12 protein-coding genes are annotated in these 16,798 nt (G+C 74.5%); all 12 read right to left on the bottom strand.

What is annotated here, in order from left to right; all coding sequences use genetic code 11:
- Positions 1-2 precede the first annotated feature (2 nt).
- Positions 3-650, bottom strand: coding sequence for a PIG-L deacetylase family protein (locus ADL22_RS00620; RefSeq protein WP_066972521.1), 648 nt, complete (start codon positions 648-650; stop codon positions 3-5).
- Positions 647-1,441, bottom strand: a complete 795-nt coding sequence (locus ADL22_RS00615; protein ID WP_066972518.1) for a glucose-1-phosphate cytidylyltransferase — start codon at positions 1,439-1,441, stop codon at positions 647-649. The genes ADL22_RS00620 and ADL22_RS00615 overlap by 4 nt, the downstream gene beginning before the upstream one ends.
- An 11-nt stretch (positions 1,442-1,452) precedes the next feature.
- Positions 1,453-2,688 carry a class I SAM-dependent methyltransferase gene (locus ADL22_RS00610; RefSeq protein WP_066972514.1) on the bottom strand — a complete coding sequence of 412 codons (1,236 nt, stop codon included), beginning with the start codon at positions 2,686-2,688 and terminating at the stop codon, positions 1,453-1,455.
- A complete protein-coding gene (locus ADL22_RS00605) occupies positions 2,685-3,908 on the bottom strand; it encodes a glycosyltransferase (RefSeq protein WP_066972511.1) in 1,224 nt (407 codons plus the stop codon). The genes ADL22_RS00610 and ADL22_RS00605 overlap by 4 nt, the downstream gene beginning before the upstream one ends.
- Positions 3,909-3,910: 2 nt before the next feature.
- Entirely contained in the window at positions 3,911-5,095 is a 1,185-nt protein-coding gene (locus tag ADL22_RS00600) for a hypothetical protein (protein ID WP_066972821.1), read from the bottom strand.
- A gap of 119 nt (positions 5,096-5,214) precedes the next feature.
- The gene (locus tag ADL22_RS00595) at positions 5,215-7,155 is read right to left on the bottom strand and encodes a heparinase II/III family protein (protein WP_066972509.1); all 1,941 of its coding nucleotides are present in this window, start codon (positions 7,153-7,155) and stop codon (positions 5,215-5,217) included.
- The gene (locus tag ADL22_RS00590; RefSeq protein ID WP_066972506.1) at positions 7,152-9,338 is read right to left on the bottom strand and encodes a bi-domain-containing oxidoreductase; all 2,187 of its coding nucleotides are present in this window, start codon (positions 9,336-9,338) and stop codon (positions 7,152-7,154) included. Before ADL22_RS00590 ends, ADL22_RS00595 begins: the two co-directional genes overlap by 4 nt.
- Positions 9,335-11,266, bottom strand: a complete 1,932-nt coding sequence (gene asnB / locus ADL22_RS00585; protein ID WP_066972503.1) for an asparagine synthase (glutamine-hydrolyzing) — start codon at positions 11,264-11,266, stop codon at positions 9,335-9,337. The genes ADL22_RS00590 and asnB overlap by 4 nt, the downstream gene beginning before the upstream one ends.
- A gap of 3 nt (positions 11,267-11,269) precedes the next feature.
- A complete protein-coding gene (locus ADL22_RS00580; protein WP_066972501.1) occupies positions 11,270-12,796 on the bottom strand; it encodes a Wzz/FepE/Etk N-terminal domain-containing protein in 1,527 nt (508 codons plus the stop codon).
- Entirely contained in the window at positions 12,793-14,211 is a 1,419-nt protein-coding gene (locus ADL22_RS00575; RefSeq protein WP_066972494.1) for a polysaccharide biosynthesis protein, read from the bottom strand. The genes ADL22_RS00580 and ADL22_RS00575 overlap by 4 nt, the downstream gene beginning before the upstream one ends.
- Positions 14,208-15,470 (bottom strand): glycosyltransferase family 4 protein, encoded by a 1,263-nt coding sequence (locus ADL22_RS00570; protein WP_066972491.1) that lies wholly within the window; start codon positions 15,468-15,470, stop codon positions 14,208-14,210. The genes ADL22_RS00575 and ADL22_RS00570 overlap by 4 nt, the downstream gene beginning before the upstream one ends.
- Entirely contained in the window at positions 15,460-16,779 is a 1,320-nt protein-coding gene (locus tag ADL22_RS00565; RefSeq protein ID WP_066972488.1) for a nucleotide sugar dehydrogenase, read from the bottom strand. The genes ADL22_RS00570 and ADL22_RS00565 overlap by 11 nt, the downstream gene beginning before the upstream one ends.
- Between the last annotated feature and the right edge of the window lie 19 nt (positions 16,780-16,798).

Genomic DNA, 16,798 nt, shown 5'->3' with positions numbered 1-16,798 from the left:
TGTCAACTCCCCAAGTTCAGCGTCAATTTGGTGACGGCGAACGCCTCGGCGTAGCGCGCGTGACATTCGATACCGCGGATCCGGGCGAGGCCGAGGAACGCCTCCCGGTCGAACCAGGGCCGGTGGAGCTGCGAGAGGTAGTGCTCGTGCAGCAGCCGGACCTTGCGTTCGGCGATCTGGGGTGTCAGCGGCTGGTAGGCCGCCGGGCGGCCGAGGTCGCCGTCCCATTTGGCGATCTCGTAGCCGAGGACGAGGTGGTCGCGGAAGGCGGTGGGGATCAGCCGCGCCAGGCCGCGGTGGTCCTGGTGCGCGTCCTCGGCGCGCGGGGCCAGGACCAGGTCCGGATCGCCCTGCGCGCGCAGTTCCTCGACCGCGGCCTTGGCCTCGTCCCAGTACGCGGGCAGCCGGCCGTCCGGCAGCTTGAGGACGGTCAGCCGCAGGTCGGCGCCCGGGCAGAAGGCGGCGAGCGCGGCCCGCTCCTCCTGCTCCCGCTCGCTGCCGCCGCCGGAGAGCACCAGCGCGTCGATACGGAGTCCCGGCCGCGCCAGGCACGCCGTCAGCAGGGTGCCGCCGGCGCCGATGGCGAGGTCGTCGCAGTGCGCGCCCACCGCGGCGATCCGGTCCAGGCGCCCGGCGCCGAGCCGGATCACGCGGTCACCCCGGCGCGGTCCCGCTCCCACACGGCCCAGGGCCGGTCGCCCCGGGCGTAGGCGGCGTCCAGCGCGGCCCGCTCCTTCACCGTGTCGGTCGGCTTCCAGAAGCCGCGGTGCCGGTGCGCCACCAGCCTGCCGCGTTTGGCGAGCTGGGCGCAGCCGTCGGCGACCAGGTCACCGTTCTCCGGGATGTGGTCGAAGACCTCCTGGCGGAGCACGAAGTAGCCGCCGTTCTCCCACAGCGGCAGGTCGCTCACCGCGGTGATCCCCCCGACCAGGCCGTCCTCGCCCAACTCCACGCAGTGGAACGAGGATTGGGGAGGGACGACCATCATCGACGCACCGGCGTCGCGGCACGCGAAGCGGTCGGTCATCTCGTCCAGCGGGGCGTCGGTGAGTACGTCGGCGTAGTTGGCGAGGAACATCTCCTCGCCGTCCAGGTGGTGCCGCACCCGGCGCAGCCGCTCCCCGATCGGCGATGCGACGCCGGTCTGCACGAACGTGATCGTCCAGTCGGCGATGTCGGTGGAGAGCAGTTCGGGCCGCCCGCCGCGCAGCACGAAGTCGTTGGAGGCGGTCTCCTCGTAGGTGAGGAAGAAGTTCTTGATGTGGTGGGCCCCGTAGCCCAGGCAGAGGATGAACTCGGTGTGCCCGTAGTGCGCGTAGTAGCGCATGACGTGCCAGATCAGCGGTCTGGGGCCGACCATCGCCATCGGCTTGGGCACGTCGTCGGCGGCGCCGCTGCGCATCCGCATCCCGTAGCCGCCGCAGAACAGCACGACCTTCATGCCGGTACCTTTCACGACGCGACCTCGACAATGCTCAGTTCCGGAATGGGGAAGACCAGCCGGCCGCCCCAGGCGTGGACGTACGACAGCTGCTCGACCAGTTCGGCCCGCAGGTTCCACGGGAGGACGAGCACGTAGTCGGGTTTGTCGGCGGCGATCCGCTCGGGCGGCAGGATCGGGATGCGGGCGCCCGGGGTGAACCGGCCGTGTTTGTAGGGGTTGCGGTCGACGGTGTACGCGAGCAGGTCGGGCCGGATGCCGCAGTGGTTGAGCAGGGTGTTGCCCTTGCCGGGGGCGCCGTAGCCGACGACGGTCCTGCCCTGCTCGGCCGCCGTGACGAGGAACGCGAGGAGGTCGCGGCGCACCTTGGCCACCCGGGCGGAGAACTCCGCGTACCCGGAGAGTTCCTGGAGCCCGGCGGCCTTCTCCCGGGTCAGCATGTCGGCCACCCGGCCGCTCGGCTCGCCCGCCGCCTCGCTCGGCCGGGCCCACAGCCGGAGGGACCCGCCGTGCGTGGGCAGCGACTCGACGTCCACCAGGGCCAGTCCGCCGCTGGCCAGGGCCCGGATCGCGGAGGCGACCGTGTAGTACTGGAAGTGCTCGTGGTAGATCGTGTCGTACTGGTTCCGCTCGATCAGGGTCAGCAGGTACTGCACCTCGACGGAGACCCAGCCGTCGTCGGCGACCAGGGCGCGCAGCCCCTGGGTGAAGCCGGTGACATCGGGGATGTGCGCGTAGACGTTGTTGGCCACGACCAGGTCCGCCGGGCCGTGCTCGGCGCGGACGGCCGCGCCCGTTTCCGGGCTCAGGAACGCCGTGAGCGTCGGCACGCCCGCCTCGCGCGCCGCCGCGCCGACGTTCACCGACGGCTCGATGCCCAGGCAGCGGATCTCGCGGTCCACCACATGCCGCAGCAAGTAGCCGTCGTTGCTGGCGACTTCGGTCACGAAGGCGTCGGGGCCCAGGCCCAGCCGCCGTACGGCGTCGGTGACGAAGGTGCGCGCGTGCTCCACCCAGGATGTCGAGTACGAGGAGAAGTACGCGTACTCCTGGAACGTCTCCTCCGGCGTGATCAGCGGCGGGAGCTGCGCCAGCCAGCATGCGGTGCAGACCCGCAGATGCAGCGGGTACGCCAGTTCCGGCCGGTCCAGCTGGTCCACGGCGAGAAAGCTCTCGCACGGCGGCGTCGCCCCGAGATCGACCACGCTCGCCAGCGCGTCCGACCCGCAGAGTCGGCATCGTGTCATCCAGTGCCCCCCATGGTTTCCGTCCCCCTCGTTTCCGACCGTCCCGCGAGTGCGGTGCGGTACTCCTCCAGCAGGCGCTCCAGCCCGACGGCGGGGCTGAAACCCCGCTCGTAACGGCGCCGGGCCGCCCGGCCCATCTCCTGGTTGCGGGCCGCGTCGGCGGTGATCCGGCGCAGACCGGACGCGAGCGAGGCGGGCTCGTCCGGCCGGTGCAGCAGCCCGGTCACGCCGTCCTCGACGAGTTCGGTGAAGGCGCCGTGCCCGGCGGCGACGGCCGGGACGCCGGCCGCCATCGCCTCCACGACCACCAGGCCGAACGCCTCCAGCCACGTCGAGGGCGCCACCACGGCCACCGCCCGCGCGACCGCCCGCCGGCACTCCTCCGGGCCCAGCAGACCCGCGTAGCGCACGTCGTCCCGGCCCGCCGCCCACGCGGTCACCTCGCGCTCCAGCGGCCCCGCCCCGGCGATCACCAGCGGTACGCCCACCCCGCAGCCCGCGGCGACCTCGTCCCACGCGGCCATGAGCAGCCGCACGCCCTTGGCCTCCGCGAGCCGGCCGAGGTAGAGCAGATGCTCACCGGCGCCCGCCCGGCCGGCGCCCGGATCGGGCACGAAGTTGTGCTTCACCGCCAGCCGTTCGGCCGGCACCCCGGCCCGCACCAGCACGTCGCGCTGCGCCGCGGAGATGCAGAAGAACCGCGCGACCCCCGACCACCACCGCCGCCGGTTGACCGCCAGGCTGACCGCGAGCGGCACCGTCGCCAGCCGGGAGCCGCGGTAGCAGCCGTGCCGGACGGCGGGCAGCGGCACCGACCCGGCGCACTCGGTGCACGGCCGGCCGTCCCGTTGCAGCGTGCCCGGCGGGCAGACCTGGGCGTAGTTGTGCAGGGTGGCGACCGCGGGCACGCCGGCGTCGGCGCAGGCGGCCAGCACGGAGGGCGACAGCAGCGGGAAGACGTTGTGGAGGTGCACCAGGTCCGGCCGGGTGGCGCGGAGCCGGGCCGCCAGCTCCGCGCGGACCGCCGGATTCCACGGCACCAGCAGCGGCACCGCGGCCTTGCCGAGCAGGGACCGGGCGGCGATGTCGTCGCTGCGCCGCTCGAACACCTCGACCCGGTGGCCGGCCCCGCGCAGCAGCGTCACCTCCTGGTCGACGACCCTGTTCTCGCCGCTCGGCTGCGCCGACGCGTAGCGGTTGTGCACCACGAGGACATGCATGGTCAGGTCACCTCCGATGCCCGGGACCGGCGCGGGACGCGCCGAGGGGCCCGGGGCACTGTGTGCGGAGTGGCCGCGGCGGGCGCCGCCAGCAGCGAGGCGGCCACGGTCAGATGCAGCAGATACGGCGCGGCGTCGCCCAACCCGGCCTCGGTGTACGACGCGATCGCGCAATAGCCGATCAGGAAGATCGCGCAGGCCCGCGACAGCGACGGCGGCCGCAGCAGCGCCACCCCGCCCAGTACGAGGATCATCGCCGCCACCAGGACGACGCCGGTCAGGCCCTGTTCGTGGTAGACCGCCAGCCAGCTGTTGTCGATCGGCAGCCCGCCGAACGACTTGTCGCCCAGGCCGGTGCCGAACAGCTCCTGGGTGAGAGTCCGGGGCGCCGCCAGCAGCGCGTCCCAGACCTTCTCCCGGCCGGTGAGGCTGGTGAAGTTCTCCTGGCTCTGCCCGCGCAGGAACCACGCCCGCAGTACGGAACCGAGCGCCACCGCGGCCACCGCGGCGCACAGCACCGTCCCGGTGAAGAACCGGCGGGCGGCGGCGCTGGTCAGTACCAGTGAGCCGACCGCCAGCGCCAGCCCGGCGAGCAGGCCCAGCGTCGCCGTCCGGGTGTGGGTCAGCGCGAGCAGGACGAGCGACGCCACCACGACCACCGCCGCGCTGCCCCGGTCGGTCCGGCGGCCCAGCACGAGCAGTACGGTCAGCCCGGTGATCACCGCGGCGTACTGGCCGATCTGCGGCGGGGTGAGCGGCCACAACGCGCCCACCAGCCGCCCGCCGTAGAGATCGGGCAGGGCCGCGCCCGGCGAGGCGACCAGACCGGCGGCCACCGTCCCCAGCACCGCGAAATACATCCGGATGTGGTGCCGGGCGAACCCCGGGCCGCCGTCCCACCAGCGGCTCAGCAGCCACAGCGTGGCGGTGAAGAGCGCCAGCCGGGCGCAGCGGAACAGCGCGCCCGCCCCGGCCCCGAGCTGCGCGCTGGAGATCACGCTCGGCACCAGCAGCAGGGTCAGCAGGAACAGGAACGCGCTGGGCCGGACGCGCAGCCGCGGATTGGCGGCCAGCGCCAGCGCGAACGCGGCGGCCAGCGCGCCCATGGTGACCATCTGGATGAGGGAGCGGGGCAGCGGGACGAGGGTCCGCGCGCCGGTGGAACCGAGCGTGTTGAGGACCAGCAGCCCCCAGGCCGCCCCGACGGCCTTCGGTACGCGCGCCGCGCCCCCGGCACCCGCCGTCCCGTGCGCGGACGGCGCGGCCGGCTCCGCCCGGTCCCGCCAGGTGATCTCCACGCGCCCCCCTACCCGTGGAACCGCAGGACGGTGGTGAAGGCCGCCGCGCCGTCGCTGAAGCCCGTACCGACGAGCGTGGTGGCCGGTTCCTTGCGCCCGAAACCGGGGGAGTACCAGCCCAGCGGCGGATCGGTCTCGCCGCGGTGCGCCCGCCAGCACAGCTCGTCGGCCAGGTCCAGCACCGCCGAGCGGGTCTCGCCGTCCCGGGTCCAGGTCAGCTCTGCCTGGTTGCCCACCAGCTCCGCGGTGATCGCCGGGCCGAGGTGGAAGACCAACCGCGCGGTCCGGCGCGGACCGCGCACCTCGTCCACCACCCTCAACTCCCGCCGGGCCGCGCTCAGTTCGACCAGCCGGCGGTGCACGGTGCCCGCATAGCCGTCGTGCTCGGCACACCAGCGGGCCGCCCCGTCCTCCGTCGCCACGCTCAGGACCCGGCTTTCGGCGTGCCGGGTCCACAGGAACGGACCGCCGGAGGCGGACTGGTCGCCGCCGTCCAGGCACAGGGTGTTGTGGCCGAGGGTGGAGCGGAAGTACCGCCGCCACTCGGGCTGCCCGTGGTAGCAGTACGTCCCCGGGTCGGCGAGCACATCCACCCCGTCGTGCCGGACCTCCACCGACAGCGCGTCCGCGTGGGCGTGCGCGGCGATGGACAGGAAACCGTGCGGGCCGCCGTCGCAGCGGCACCAGATCTCCCCCGGACCGCGCAGGAGGGTGAGCCCCGCGTCGGCGAAGTGGGCCGGCCGGCGCTCCGGGCGGGCCACGGCCGGCCCACCGGGCGTGATGAGCGCGGTCAGCAGCGGGGTCCGCACGTCGGTGCCGGTCACCGCAGGCCACCAGTCGAGGCGGCCGAACACCGCGTCTCCGGTGGCCAGCAGCGAACCCCAGCGGTCGGTGCCCGCGCCGTCCAGTACCAGGCCGTGCCCGTCGTCCGCGTCCCCCTGGCGCGGCGGCCGCAGCCGATTGTCCACGACGGCCGCGAGCGCGTCGGTCATGCGCAGGAGTACGAGCCGCACGGCCGGCGGGACCGGCACATCGGCGGCGTCCGCCTCGGCCAGCGCGGCCAGCCCCAACTCCAGTACCAGACCGTGGTATTCGGTCGCCAGCTCGCGGTTGAGGCCGGAGAGATAGGTGTTGCCGCGCAGGTGCCGCTCCAGCGAGCGCAGCGCGGCCGTACGCCAACGCCCCGACGACGGGAACCAGGCGAACGCGCAGGACGCCGCGAACTGCCCGGCGGCCTCGGCGATCACGTGGTTGTTCGCCGAGGACCCCCGGCTGGGGAAGGCGGCCAGCCAGCGCTGGTGGTGCCAGACCTGGTTCCGGGCCACCGGGTTGTCCTCGAACAGCGCGGCCGCGCCGGGCCAGCCGTCCAGCAGCCGGCGGATCCACACCCAGGACAGCAGCCGGATGCCCAGCTCGATACCGCTGGTCCAGTGCACCCCGCGCAGCGGCGGGTTGGCCGCCCACCACGACCGCAGGTGCCCGGCCGCGCGCTCGGCGTACCGCTCGTCCCCGGTGAGCGCGTACGCGGCGGCCAGCCGGGTGAGGTACTGGTGCCGCGACAGCTCCCAGATCTGCTTGATGTCCCCGACCGCGTCCTCGTCGCGGTACGGCACGTCGAAGGCGTAGGCGGACGGTGCCCGGCGCCCGGTCCTCGGGTCGCGGAACCAGTCCGGGTCGGCGAGGTCGTCCCGGACCACCCCGAAGAACTCGGCATGCCCGTCCATCAGCCGGTCCGCCTCGGCGACCAGGCGTTTCGCGGCGTCCGGGGGGACCGCGGCGAGCGCCCCCGGGGGCAGCACCGCGGTGAACCGGGCGCCGGCCACCGGCGGGCAGCCGGGCGGCGCCGACCGCCACCGCCGCCGGCGCACCGCGTCGCCCACCCGGCCGCCGACCTCCCGCGGCCCCATCCGGGACAGCCGCCGCAGGTACCAGCCCGCGCTCATGGTCATCGCGCCTCCGCCAGCGTGACCGGCGCGCCGCTCGCCAGGGCGGCGGGCACGGCGAGGGTGGCCGCCGTGGTGGCGACCAGCGACGAGAGCGGCACCGGCATGGGACCGCCGGTCCGAACGGCCTTGACGAAGGCGGCGAGTTCGGCCTCCTGCCCCTTGTCCCGGGCCTTCGGCAGCCGCGAACTCACCCACCGCTTGCGGCCGTGCACCGAGGCCCGGACGAAGTCGTCCAGCCGCAGCGCGCGGCCGTCCGCGATCAGGTCCAGCGTCTCCTTGGGGAAGCCGGCCGGGCCGGTGGTGAGGTAGCCGATGGTGGCGGTGGAGCCGTCGGGGTAGCGCAGGACGACCTGGAGGTCGTCGTTGCCGGGCGGCGCGGTCGCGGACACCGAGACCGGATCGGCCCCGAGCAGCCAGCTCGCCGTGTCGATGAAGTGGCCGCCCTCGCCGGCGAACCGCGAGCCCTGGGCGCCCTGTTGGAGGTACCAGCTGCCGTGCTCCAGGCGGCCGGCGTTGACGAGGTAGCGCAGGTGCGCCGGCCCGGTGCGGGCGCCGAAGCGCTGCCCGGCCTCCCGCAGCAGCGGCGCGAACCGGCGGTTGAACCCCACCTGGAGCCGGTCGTTGCCGGACTCCGCCACCGCCGCGAGCACACCGGCCAGCTCGTCCTCGGTGAGCGCGAGCGGCTTCTCCACGAACACGGTCTTGCCCGCGAGGAGTGCCTGGCGGGTCAGTTCGGCGTGCGAGCTGTGCCGGGTGACGACGAAGACGGCGTCGATCGCCTTGTCGCCCAGTACGGCGTCGAGGTCGGTGGTCGCCTCGGCGAAGCCGAACTTCCGCTGCGCGTTGGCCGCGGACAGCGCCGTGGTGGTGACCACGGCCGACAGCTCGACACCCTCGCGCCGCGCCAGATGCGGCAGCAGCATCGACGTCGCGTAGTTCCCCGCGCCGACGAAGGCCAGCCGCACCGGCGTCCTGGCAGCCCGGACCGGACGCGGCGGCACGGGCACCGCGGGCACAGTCACCACGGGCACGGCGGCCGCGCGGGCCTCCGCCTCCGCCGCCTGCTCCGGATAGCGGAACAGCACGGCGACGGCCTTCAGCTCGCCGTCCTCCAGACTCCGGTACGTCTCCACCGCGTCGGCGAAGTCCGCGACATGGGAGATCAGCGGCGCCACGTCCACACGGCCCCGGGACAGTAGATCGAGGAAGCACGCCACATTGCGGCGCTCGGTCCAGCGCACATAGCCGATCGGGTAGTCGCGGCCCTCCAGCTCGTACTCCGGGTCGTAGCGCCCGGGGCCGTAGCTGCGGGAGAAGCGGACGTCCAGCTCCTTCTCGTAGTACGCGTTCCACGGCAGGTCCAGGCGGCACTTTCCGATGTCCACGACCCGGCCGCGGTCCCGGCTCAGGGCGGCGGCCAGCTCGACGGGCTGGTTGCTGCCGCCGCCGGCCGCCAGATACACCTGGTCCACGCCGTGGCCGCCGGTGAGGTCGGCGACGGCCGCCGCCACGGCCGCCGACGCCGGGTCGCCGCAGGCCGCCGCGCCCAGCCGGGCGGCGAGCGCGCACCGCTCCGGGTCGGGGTCGGCCCCGACGACGCGGACACCGGAGGCGGCCAGCAGCTGCACCACCAGCTGCCCGATCAGCCCGAGGCCGATGACCAGGGCCACGTCGCCCAGTTGCGGTTCGCCGCGGCGGACGCCCTGCAGCGCGATCGCCCCCACGGTGCCGAAGGCCGCGTGCCGCGGCGCCAGCCCGTCCGGCAGCCTGGCGTAGAGGTTCTTCGGCACCCAGTTCAGCTCGGCGTGCAGCGCGTGCTCGTTGCCCGCGCACGCCACGAGGTCGCCGGCCTTCACCTCGTCGATCCCGGCGCCGACCTGCTCGACCACCCCGCACAGCGAGTAGCCCAGCGGCGTGTAGGAGTCCAGCTTGCCCATCACCTTGCGGTACGTGGCGGGCACCCCGTTGGCGGCCACGCTCTGCACGACCTTGGCCACCTGGTCGGGGCGGGAGCGGGCCTTGCCCAGCATCGACATACCGGCCTCGGACACCTTCATCAGCTCGGTGCCGGTGGAGATCAGCGAGTACGCGCTGCGCACCAGCACCCCGCCCGGCTTGCACCCCGGCACCGGCACGTCGAGCAGCGCCAGTTCGCCGCTCCGGTAGTTCTGTACAACCTGTTTCACCGAAGTCCCCTTGTTTCTACGCCGCCTTGTACGGCCCCGGAGGCCGCGCCGCGGTACCAGTGCTCGAGGGTCAGTACGTGCCACAGCTGCTTGGAGAAGTCCCGGTGCCCGGCGGCGTCCTCGGCGGCCATCCGCGCCAGCGCCTCGCGGCGCAGGAAGCCGGAGCGGACGAGCAGCCCGTCGTGCACCACCTCGCGGACCAGCGGTGCCAGATCCCGGCTCATCCAGGCCCGCAGCGGGGCGCTGAACAGGCCCTTGGGCCGGTACACGATCTCCCGGGGCAGGACCGTGCCGGCCGCCTCCTTGAGCACCGCCTTGCCCTGCCGGCCGGCGATCTTGCGGTCACCGGGCACCGCGAACGCCGCCCTGACCACCTCGACGTCCACGTACGGCACCCGCACCTCGGTCGACGCGGCCATGCTCGACCGGTCCGTGTACGCGAGGTTCAGGCCCGGCAGGAACATCCGGGCGTCGCCCAGGCACATGCGGTTGACGAAGTCGTCCAGGTCGTTGTCCGCGTAGATGTCCGCGTGCTCGGTCAGCACGTCCTCGACCGCCGGCGCCAGGTCCGGATCGACCAGGGCGAGCAGCTCCGCCCGGTCGTAGAGGGTGTAGCTGCGCCGGAACGCGGTCTCCTCCGGCAGTTCGGCGAACGACAGGAACCGCTTGGCGAACCGCACCGACCGGTAGCCGCGGCGGGCGGTGGCGACCGGCAGCCGGTCCACGGCCCGGGACAGGCCGCGCCGCAGCGGCCGCGGGACGCGCTGGTAGCGCAGCGCGAGCAGGTTGGCCAGGTGCTTGCGGTACCCGGCGAACAGCTCGTCGGCGCCCATCCCCGACAGCAGCACCTTCACCCCGGCCTCCCGCGCGGCCGCGCAGATCAGATACGTGTTGATGGCGGCGGGGTCGCCGATCGGCTCGTCCAGGTGGTACGTCATCCGCGGCAGCAGATCGAGCACGTCCGGCGCGATCTCGATCTCGTGCAGATCGACACCGAACCGCTCGGCGACCCGCCGGGCGTAGCGCAGATCGTCCGGCATCGCCTCGAACTTGGCGTCCTCGGCGCGGAATCCGATGGTGTACGCGGAGATCCCGGGCCGGTGGCGCGCGGCGAGAGCGGTCAGATAGCTGGAGTCCAGACCGCCGGAGAGGAACGTCGCCACCGGCACGTCGGAGAGCAGATGGCGCCGGGTGGACTCCTCGACGGCGGCGGCCAGATCGGGTGCCGCGCTGTCCCGGGCTTCCCGGGCCACGTCCCGGAGGCTCCAGAACCGGCCGCGCTGCACCCGGCCGTCGGGCCGGCACCGCAGCCAGCTCCCCGGCGGCAGCTTCTCCGCCTCGCGGAACGCGCAGCGCGAGTCCGGCACCCAGGAGTACAGCAGCGAGGCCACCAGCGCCGCGGGGTCCACCTGGAGCGTCCCGCCGGCCACGGCGGCCAGCGCCTTCAGCTCGGAGGCGAATGCCAGGCCCGCGCCGCGCCGCAGCAGGAACAGCGGTTTGACGCCCAACTGGTCGCGGGCCAGCACCAGTTCGCCGGTCCGCTCGTCGAAGACGCCGAACGCGAACATCCCGCGCAGCCGGGCCAGGCAGCCGGTGCCCCAGCGCCGCCAGGCTTCCAGCAGCACCTCGGTGTCGGAGGTGCCGCGGAAGCGCACCCCGGTGGCGGCCAGTTCGGCGCGCAGCTCGGGCGCGTTGTACAGCTCGCCGTTGTACGTCAGGGCCAGGCCGCCGGAGACCATCGGCTGGGCCCCGGTCCCGGACAGGTCGATGACGGCCAGCCGGCGGTGCCCGAGGTGCACCTCGCCGTCACCGGCCGGGTGGCCGTACCGGCCCGCGCCGTCCGGGCCGCGGTGGGCGAGGGTGTCGGTGAGCCGGTCGGCCACGGCCGCGCCGTCCGGCCACCGGTACGTGCCTGCGATGCCACACATGTCTTACCGCGCCTCCTGGTAGCTGTCCGGGACCCGGGCCGCCCACATCGGCAGCCCCGCCGTCCTGGGCCGGCCCGTTCCGCCCCGCCGGGCCGGCCGCTCGGTCCGGCCGCGCGGCGCGAGATGCGGCCCGTCCCACAGCGCGCCGTCGGTCCGGTCCCGCGGATCGGGGTCGAGCAGCACCACACCGATCACCGGCACGCGCTGGTCGGCGAGTTGCCGCGCGACGGTGTGCAGCCAGGCGGCGCTCGCGTGCCCGGCCCGTACGACGAGCACGGTCCGGCCGCCGAGGTGCGCCAGGTCGGTCCACGCGGTGCCGGGCCCGACCGAGCCGACGCCGAGCCGGCGCGCCTGCGGCGGTACGGCCCCGGCGGGCTCGCCGCCGATCACGGGCGGGTCGTCCGGCCGCCGGCGGGCGCGGGCCAGCTGCGGGCCGGGCAGCCCGTCGACCAGGACCACCGGCCCGTCCGCCGCCAGGGCCCTGGCGACGTCCAGGGCGAGCACGCTCGTACCGCGCGCACAGCCCAGTTCCAGCAGCGACACCGGTTCCGCACAGCCGCGTACGGTCCGCACCAGGGTCCTGACGAGCCGTTCGTGTGCCGCCCGGGCCCGCCGGCGCCGCCATGGCCAGTCCGGCCGGCGGGGCGCAGGGCGCAGTTCCGCGAGGACCGAGGCGCCCAGGTGCGCGGCGATGTCCCGGCGCAGTACGGGCCGGTCGGCCACCACCGTGCCGACCGCGGCCAGCGCCAGTCCGAGGACGAGGCCGAGGACGAGCCCGATCGCGGCGTCGGTGGCGGCGGCCTTCGGCAGGGAGTGGTGCACCACGCGCGGGGCGTCCACGATCTGCGTACCGGCGACCACCTCGGGGCTGCCGGTGCGGGCCGCCGCGGCCCGCTGGTCGTAATCGGAGATCCGCGAGGTGAGTTCGGCCCGGCGGGCGAAGAGCGATTCGGCGCCCGGCGCTTCCCGGGCACTCCCCGGCGGCCGGTTCCCGATCGCCTTGTCGACCCGGTCGAGTTCGTCCCGCATGCGGTCGCGCTGGTCGAGCAGGGCCTTGGCCTCGGCCTGCGCGGTGTCCCGCATCCGCCGCACATGGTCCGCGATGAACGCGTCGGCCAGCGCCTTGGCGCGGGCCACCGCTTCCGCCTCGCCGGCACCGGTGGCATCGATCTGCAGCAGGTTGTTGGTCAAGGGCGTGCCTTGGTAGTCCCGCAGGAAGTCCTCGGCTTTCATCGGGGACTTCAGGGACCGCAGGGCCTGGCCGGCGACGCGGGTGGTCTGGAGCAGGGCGACGTCGGTGCGGATCAGCGTGCCGGGGTCGTTCGGCTGGTCCTCCCGGTGCGCGACCAGCACCTTGGCCGTCGCGGTCGGCGGTGGCCGCAGCAGGACCGCCGCCACCGCCCCGAGCAGCAGCCCGAGCAGGGCCATCGTTCCCCAGAGGCGGCGGCGCCTGCGGACCGCCACCACCAGCCCGTGCAGGTCGATGAGCGGAGCGGCGGCCGGCGGCTCCGGTGTCGTACTCGCCGTCATACCGGCCCTCCCGTCCCGTGGTCGGGGACCGCGAGCGCCGGGGTGGCGCGGTCCGGCTCGGCGTCGTCCGGGGGAGCGTCGTCCACGGAACGTCCGGCGGCCCGCGGGTCCCGGACCGGGTCGGTGACGACGGCGCCGACGACCACACCGACGACCTCGTGCCCGCCGTCCGCGCACGCCTCGGCGATACCGGCCAGCTCCTCCTCGGTCCAGCGGCCCGCGCTCAGGACGATCAGCGCACCGGATTCGGCGCCGCGGTCCGGCACCATCGGCCGGTCCACCGCGACCTCCACCACTCGCAGCGCGGGGCACTCCCGGCCCGGAGAGCCGGGGGAGGGGTCGCCGCTCCCGGCTTCGGCGGCGAGCCGCGCGGCGGCCCGGCGGGCGCTGCCGTCACCCTCCGGGACGACGGCCACCAGCCGTGCGGGCGCGGGCAGTTGATCCCGGAGGCGGGCGCACACCCGCCGGTAGCGGATCCGGCCGGCCTCGTCGCCGGACCGCCGCGGGGGCGGCGCGTCCCACCGGGCGCCGACGCCGAGGAACCGGCGGATCCGGGCGCGCGGGCCCCCGCCGTGCGGCCGTTCACCGAGTACGTCGACGGTGCCCAGCAGCGGCGCGCCCAGCGCCGCGGCGGTCTCCGGCGCGGTGCGCGGCCGGCGGTCCAGCCGTGCGGCGACGAGATGGCCGAGGACCGCGAGCAGGAAGAACAGCCCCGCCCCGCCGGCGATGAGCTGCGTCCGCGTCGGCGGCACCGCGCCGGACGGCCGGGCCGCCGGACCCATGACGACCATGGCGGCCCTGGTCGCCGCCGGATCGGCCGTGTCCAGCTTCTTCACGGCCTCCTGCAGCGCGGCGCGCAGCTTCTCCAGGGCGGTACGGGCCTGCACGCTCTCCACGGACCGTCCCGGATCGGCCGCCTTGGCCAGCTCGGTGACGCGCCGGTCGGTCTCCGCCACCTGCCGCCGCAGCGCCTCGGTCCCCGTGGCCGCACCGGCGTCGGCGCCGCCCGCGAGCCGCGCGGCGAAGCCGACGAACTCCCGCGCCATCCGGTCGGCGAGGCGCTGCGCGTCCGCCGGGCTTCCGGCCGTACCCGAGAGCGTGATGATGTTCCCCTCGGCCGCCGTGGCGCTCACCCGGTCCCGCAGATCCGTGCCGCCGGCGCCGGTCCGGCCGAGCGCGGCGGCCGCGCGGTCGACCACCGCCGAACTGGTGGCGATGTCCACCTGGGTCAGCAGCTCGCGCTCCTCCCACTGCCCCGGCAGCAGCACCGACGCCGAGGCCGTGTAGCGCGGCGGGAACACCACCGAGGCGCCGAGCCCGGCCAGCGCGCCCACCAGGGCGAGCAGGCCCAGCAGTCGCCCGCGCCGGCGGAGCAGCCGCCCGACCGTGACCAGGCGGATCGTGTCCTCGCTCAACCGCGCCGCCTCTTCCCCGCGCGGACCGGTGCGCCCCCGGCGGACGCGCGGTCGCGGCAGGCGGCGGCGTAGGCGGCGAGCAGCGCCGCCTGCGAGTGCCGCCAGGACAGCGCCCCGCCGACCCGCTCCTGGCCGATCTTGCCCATCCGGGCCCGCCGCTCCGGATCGTCCAGCAGCAGCGCGATCAGCTCGGCGAACCGCGCCTCGTCGTCGGCGGGCGCGTAGACGGCGGCGTCCCCGGCGGAGACCCGCGCCTCCTTCAGGTCGAACGAGACGATCGGCCGGCCCATCACCATGTACTCCAGGACCTTGTTCATGGTCGACACGTCGTTGAGCGGATTGCGCGGGTCGGGGGAGAGGCACACGTCCGCGGTGGAGAGGTAGCGCACCAGCTCGGCGTCCGGGACGCGCCCGGTGAACTCCACCTGCTCCGCGAGCCCGAGCCGCCGGGCCAGCCCCACCATCGCGTCGAAGGTGTCGCCGCCGCCGACGAACACCGCGTGCCAGTCGGTCCGTCCGCCCTCGTCGCGCAGCTTCGCCAGGGCCCGCAGCGCGTAGTCGACACCGTCCTGCGGCCCCATCACGCCGAGGTAGCACAGCAGATACGGCTTGCCGCGCTTCAACGCCGGCTCCGGAGGCACCGGTTGGAACCGCTCCACCGCGGGCGCGCTGCGCACCACGAAAACGTCCTCGGGCCGCCGGCCGCCGCGGCCGATCGCGGTGTCCCGGTAACTCTCGTTCGTGGCCAGCACCACATCCGCGGCCCGGTACGTCAGCCGTTCCAGCGCGCACACCGCGCGGTACAGCACGTCCTTGCCGCGGCCGAACCGCGAGAGGTACAGCTCCGGTACGAGATCGTGCTGGTCGAAGACGAACCGCGCGCCGCGCCGCTTCAGCCACAGCGCCGGCAGGAACAGCAGATCGGGCGGATTGCAGGCGTGCACCACGTGGACCGGCCCCACCTTCCGGGCCAGTCGGGCCGTGTGCCACAGCGCCGTTCCGTACTCCCGCAGATAGCCGGCCGGCCCTCCGGTGGCCGCGCGCAGCGGATAGCGGTGGATCCGTATCCCCTCGATCACCGCCTCCGGCTCGGTGTCCCGCTTCCCGCCCCGGGGGCAGATGACCTGCACGTCCCAGCCCGCGTCGCGCAGCGTGGTGCACTCCTGCCACACCCGCCGGTCGAACGGCACCGAGAGGTTCTCCACCAGGATCAGCGCGCGCCGGCCCGGCCGGCCGCCGCCGCCCGCGTCACCAGGCAAGGCCCACGTACCCCGGCTCGGCCCGGCGCGCCTCGGCGTCGGGCAGGCGGACCAGGTCGACGATCACCGGACCGCCGCCCCCGTGGGGAAGCGCCGCCAGCACGGCCGGATCCCGGGTCCCCACCAGGCACACCTCGGCATGCTCCAGCACCTCCTCGACGGAGTCCGCGAGCAGGTGCGCGAGATGCGGCAGCCGGGTCTCGATGTACGCGCGGTTCGCGCCGAGCAGCCGGGACAGGCTGACGTTGGCGTCGTAGATCTTCAGGTCGTACCCCTTGCCGAAGAGCCGCTCCGCCAGTTCGACGAGCGGGCTCTCGCGCAGATCGTCGGTGCCGGGTTTGAAGGACAGCCCGAACAGGCCCGCCCGGCGCTTGCCGGTGCGTTCGACCAGCTCCACCGCGCGTTGCAGATGGTCCGCGTTGGAGGGCAGGACGTGGGCGAGGATGGGCACCGAGACGTCGGCGCGGTGCGCCGCGTGCACCAGGCTGCGCAGGTCCTTGGGCAGGCAGGAGCCGCCGAAGGCGAAGCCGGGCCGCAGGTAGGCGGGGCTGATGTTGAGCTTGCGGTCGGCCAGGAACACATCCATCACCTGGTGCGAGTCCACCCCGAGTGCCTGGCACACCGCACCCAGCTCGTTGGCGAAGCCGATCTTGAGGCCGTGGAACGCGTTGTCCGCGTACTTGACCGCCTCGGCCGTCGCGATCGGCACCCGGAACACCTCGCCGGGCAGGCCGTCGTACAGCGCCGCCACCGCGTCACCGCTCGCCGGGTCGAGCGCGCCGATGACGGTCTTGGGCGGATCGAAGAAGTCCCGCACGCTGGTGCCCTCGCGCAGGAACTCCGGGTTGACCGCGACCCCGATGTCCACCCCGGCCGTGCCGCCCGCGGCTTTCTCCAGGATCGGCACCAGTAAGTCCAGGCACGTGCCCGGCAGCATGGTGCTGCGGAACACGACGGTGTGCCGCCCGCCCCGCCCGGCGAGCGCGGCGCCGATCTCCTCGGTGACCCGCTCCAAGTACGCAGTGCACAGGCTGCCGTTGGGCTCCGACGGCGTCCCCACGCACACCAGCGACATCTCGCTGCCCGCGATCGCCTCGCGGACGTCGCCGGTGGCGCGCAGCGCGCCGGTCCGCACCACCTCGGCGATCAGCTCGCCGATCCGCTCCTCGACCACCGGGGCCCGGCCGGCGTTGACCAGGTCGACCTTCACCTGGTTCACATCCACCCCGATGACCTCGTGGCCCATACCGGCCAGGCACGCGGCCGATACGCAGCCCACGTAGCCGAGGCCGAAAACGCTGACTCTCATGACGCGTTCCTCCCCCAAG

This window comes from Streptomyces sp. NRRL F-4489, assembly GCF_001509485.1.
Taxonomy (GTDB): Bacteria; Actinomycetota; Actinomycetes; order Streptomycetales; family Streptomycetaceae; genus Streptomyces.
The sequence above is the reverse complement of the archived record's forward strand: the minus strand, read 5'-3'. Positions and strand labels throughout refer to the sequence as shown.

Bases quoted from the DNA above. Each gene is read 5' to 3' on its own strand.
- ADL22_RS00595 (WP_066972509.1), bottom strand. From the start codon at position 7,155: ATGACCATGAGCGCGGGCTGGTACCTGCGGCGGCTGTCCCGGATGGGG.
- ADL22_RS00610 (WP_066972514.1), bottom strand. From the start codon at position 2,688: ATGACACGATGCCGACTCTGCGGGTCGGACGCGCTGGCGAGCGTGGTC.
- ADL22_RS00580 (WP_066972501.1), bottom strand. From the start codon at position 12,796: ATGACGGCGAGTACGACACCGGAGCCGCCGGCCGCCGCTCCGCTCATC.
- ADL22_RS00565 (WP_066972488.1), bottom strand. From the start codon at position 16,779: ATGAGAGTCAGCGTTTTCGGCCTCGGCTACGTGGGCTGCGTATCGGCC.
- ADL22_RS00605 (WP_066972511.1), bottom strand. From the start codon at position 3,908: ATGCATGTCCTCGTGGTGCACAACCGCTACGCGTCGGCGCAGCCGAGC.
- ADL22_RS00615 (WP_066972518.1), bottom strand. From the start codon at position 1,441: ATGAAGGTCGTGCTGTTCTGCGGCGGCTACGGGATGCGGATGCGCAGC.
- asnB (WP_066972503.1), bottom strand. From the start codon at position 11,266: ATGTGTGGCATCGCAGGCACGTACCGGTGGCCGGACGGCGCGGCCGTG.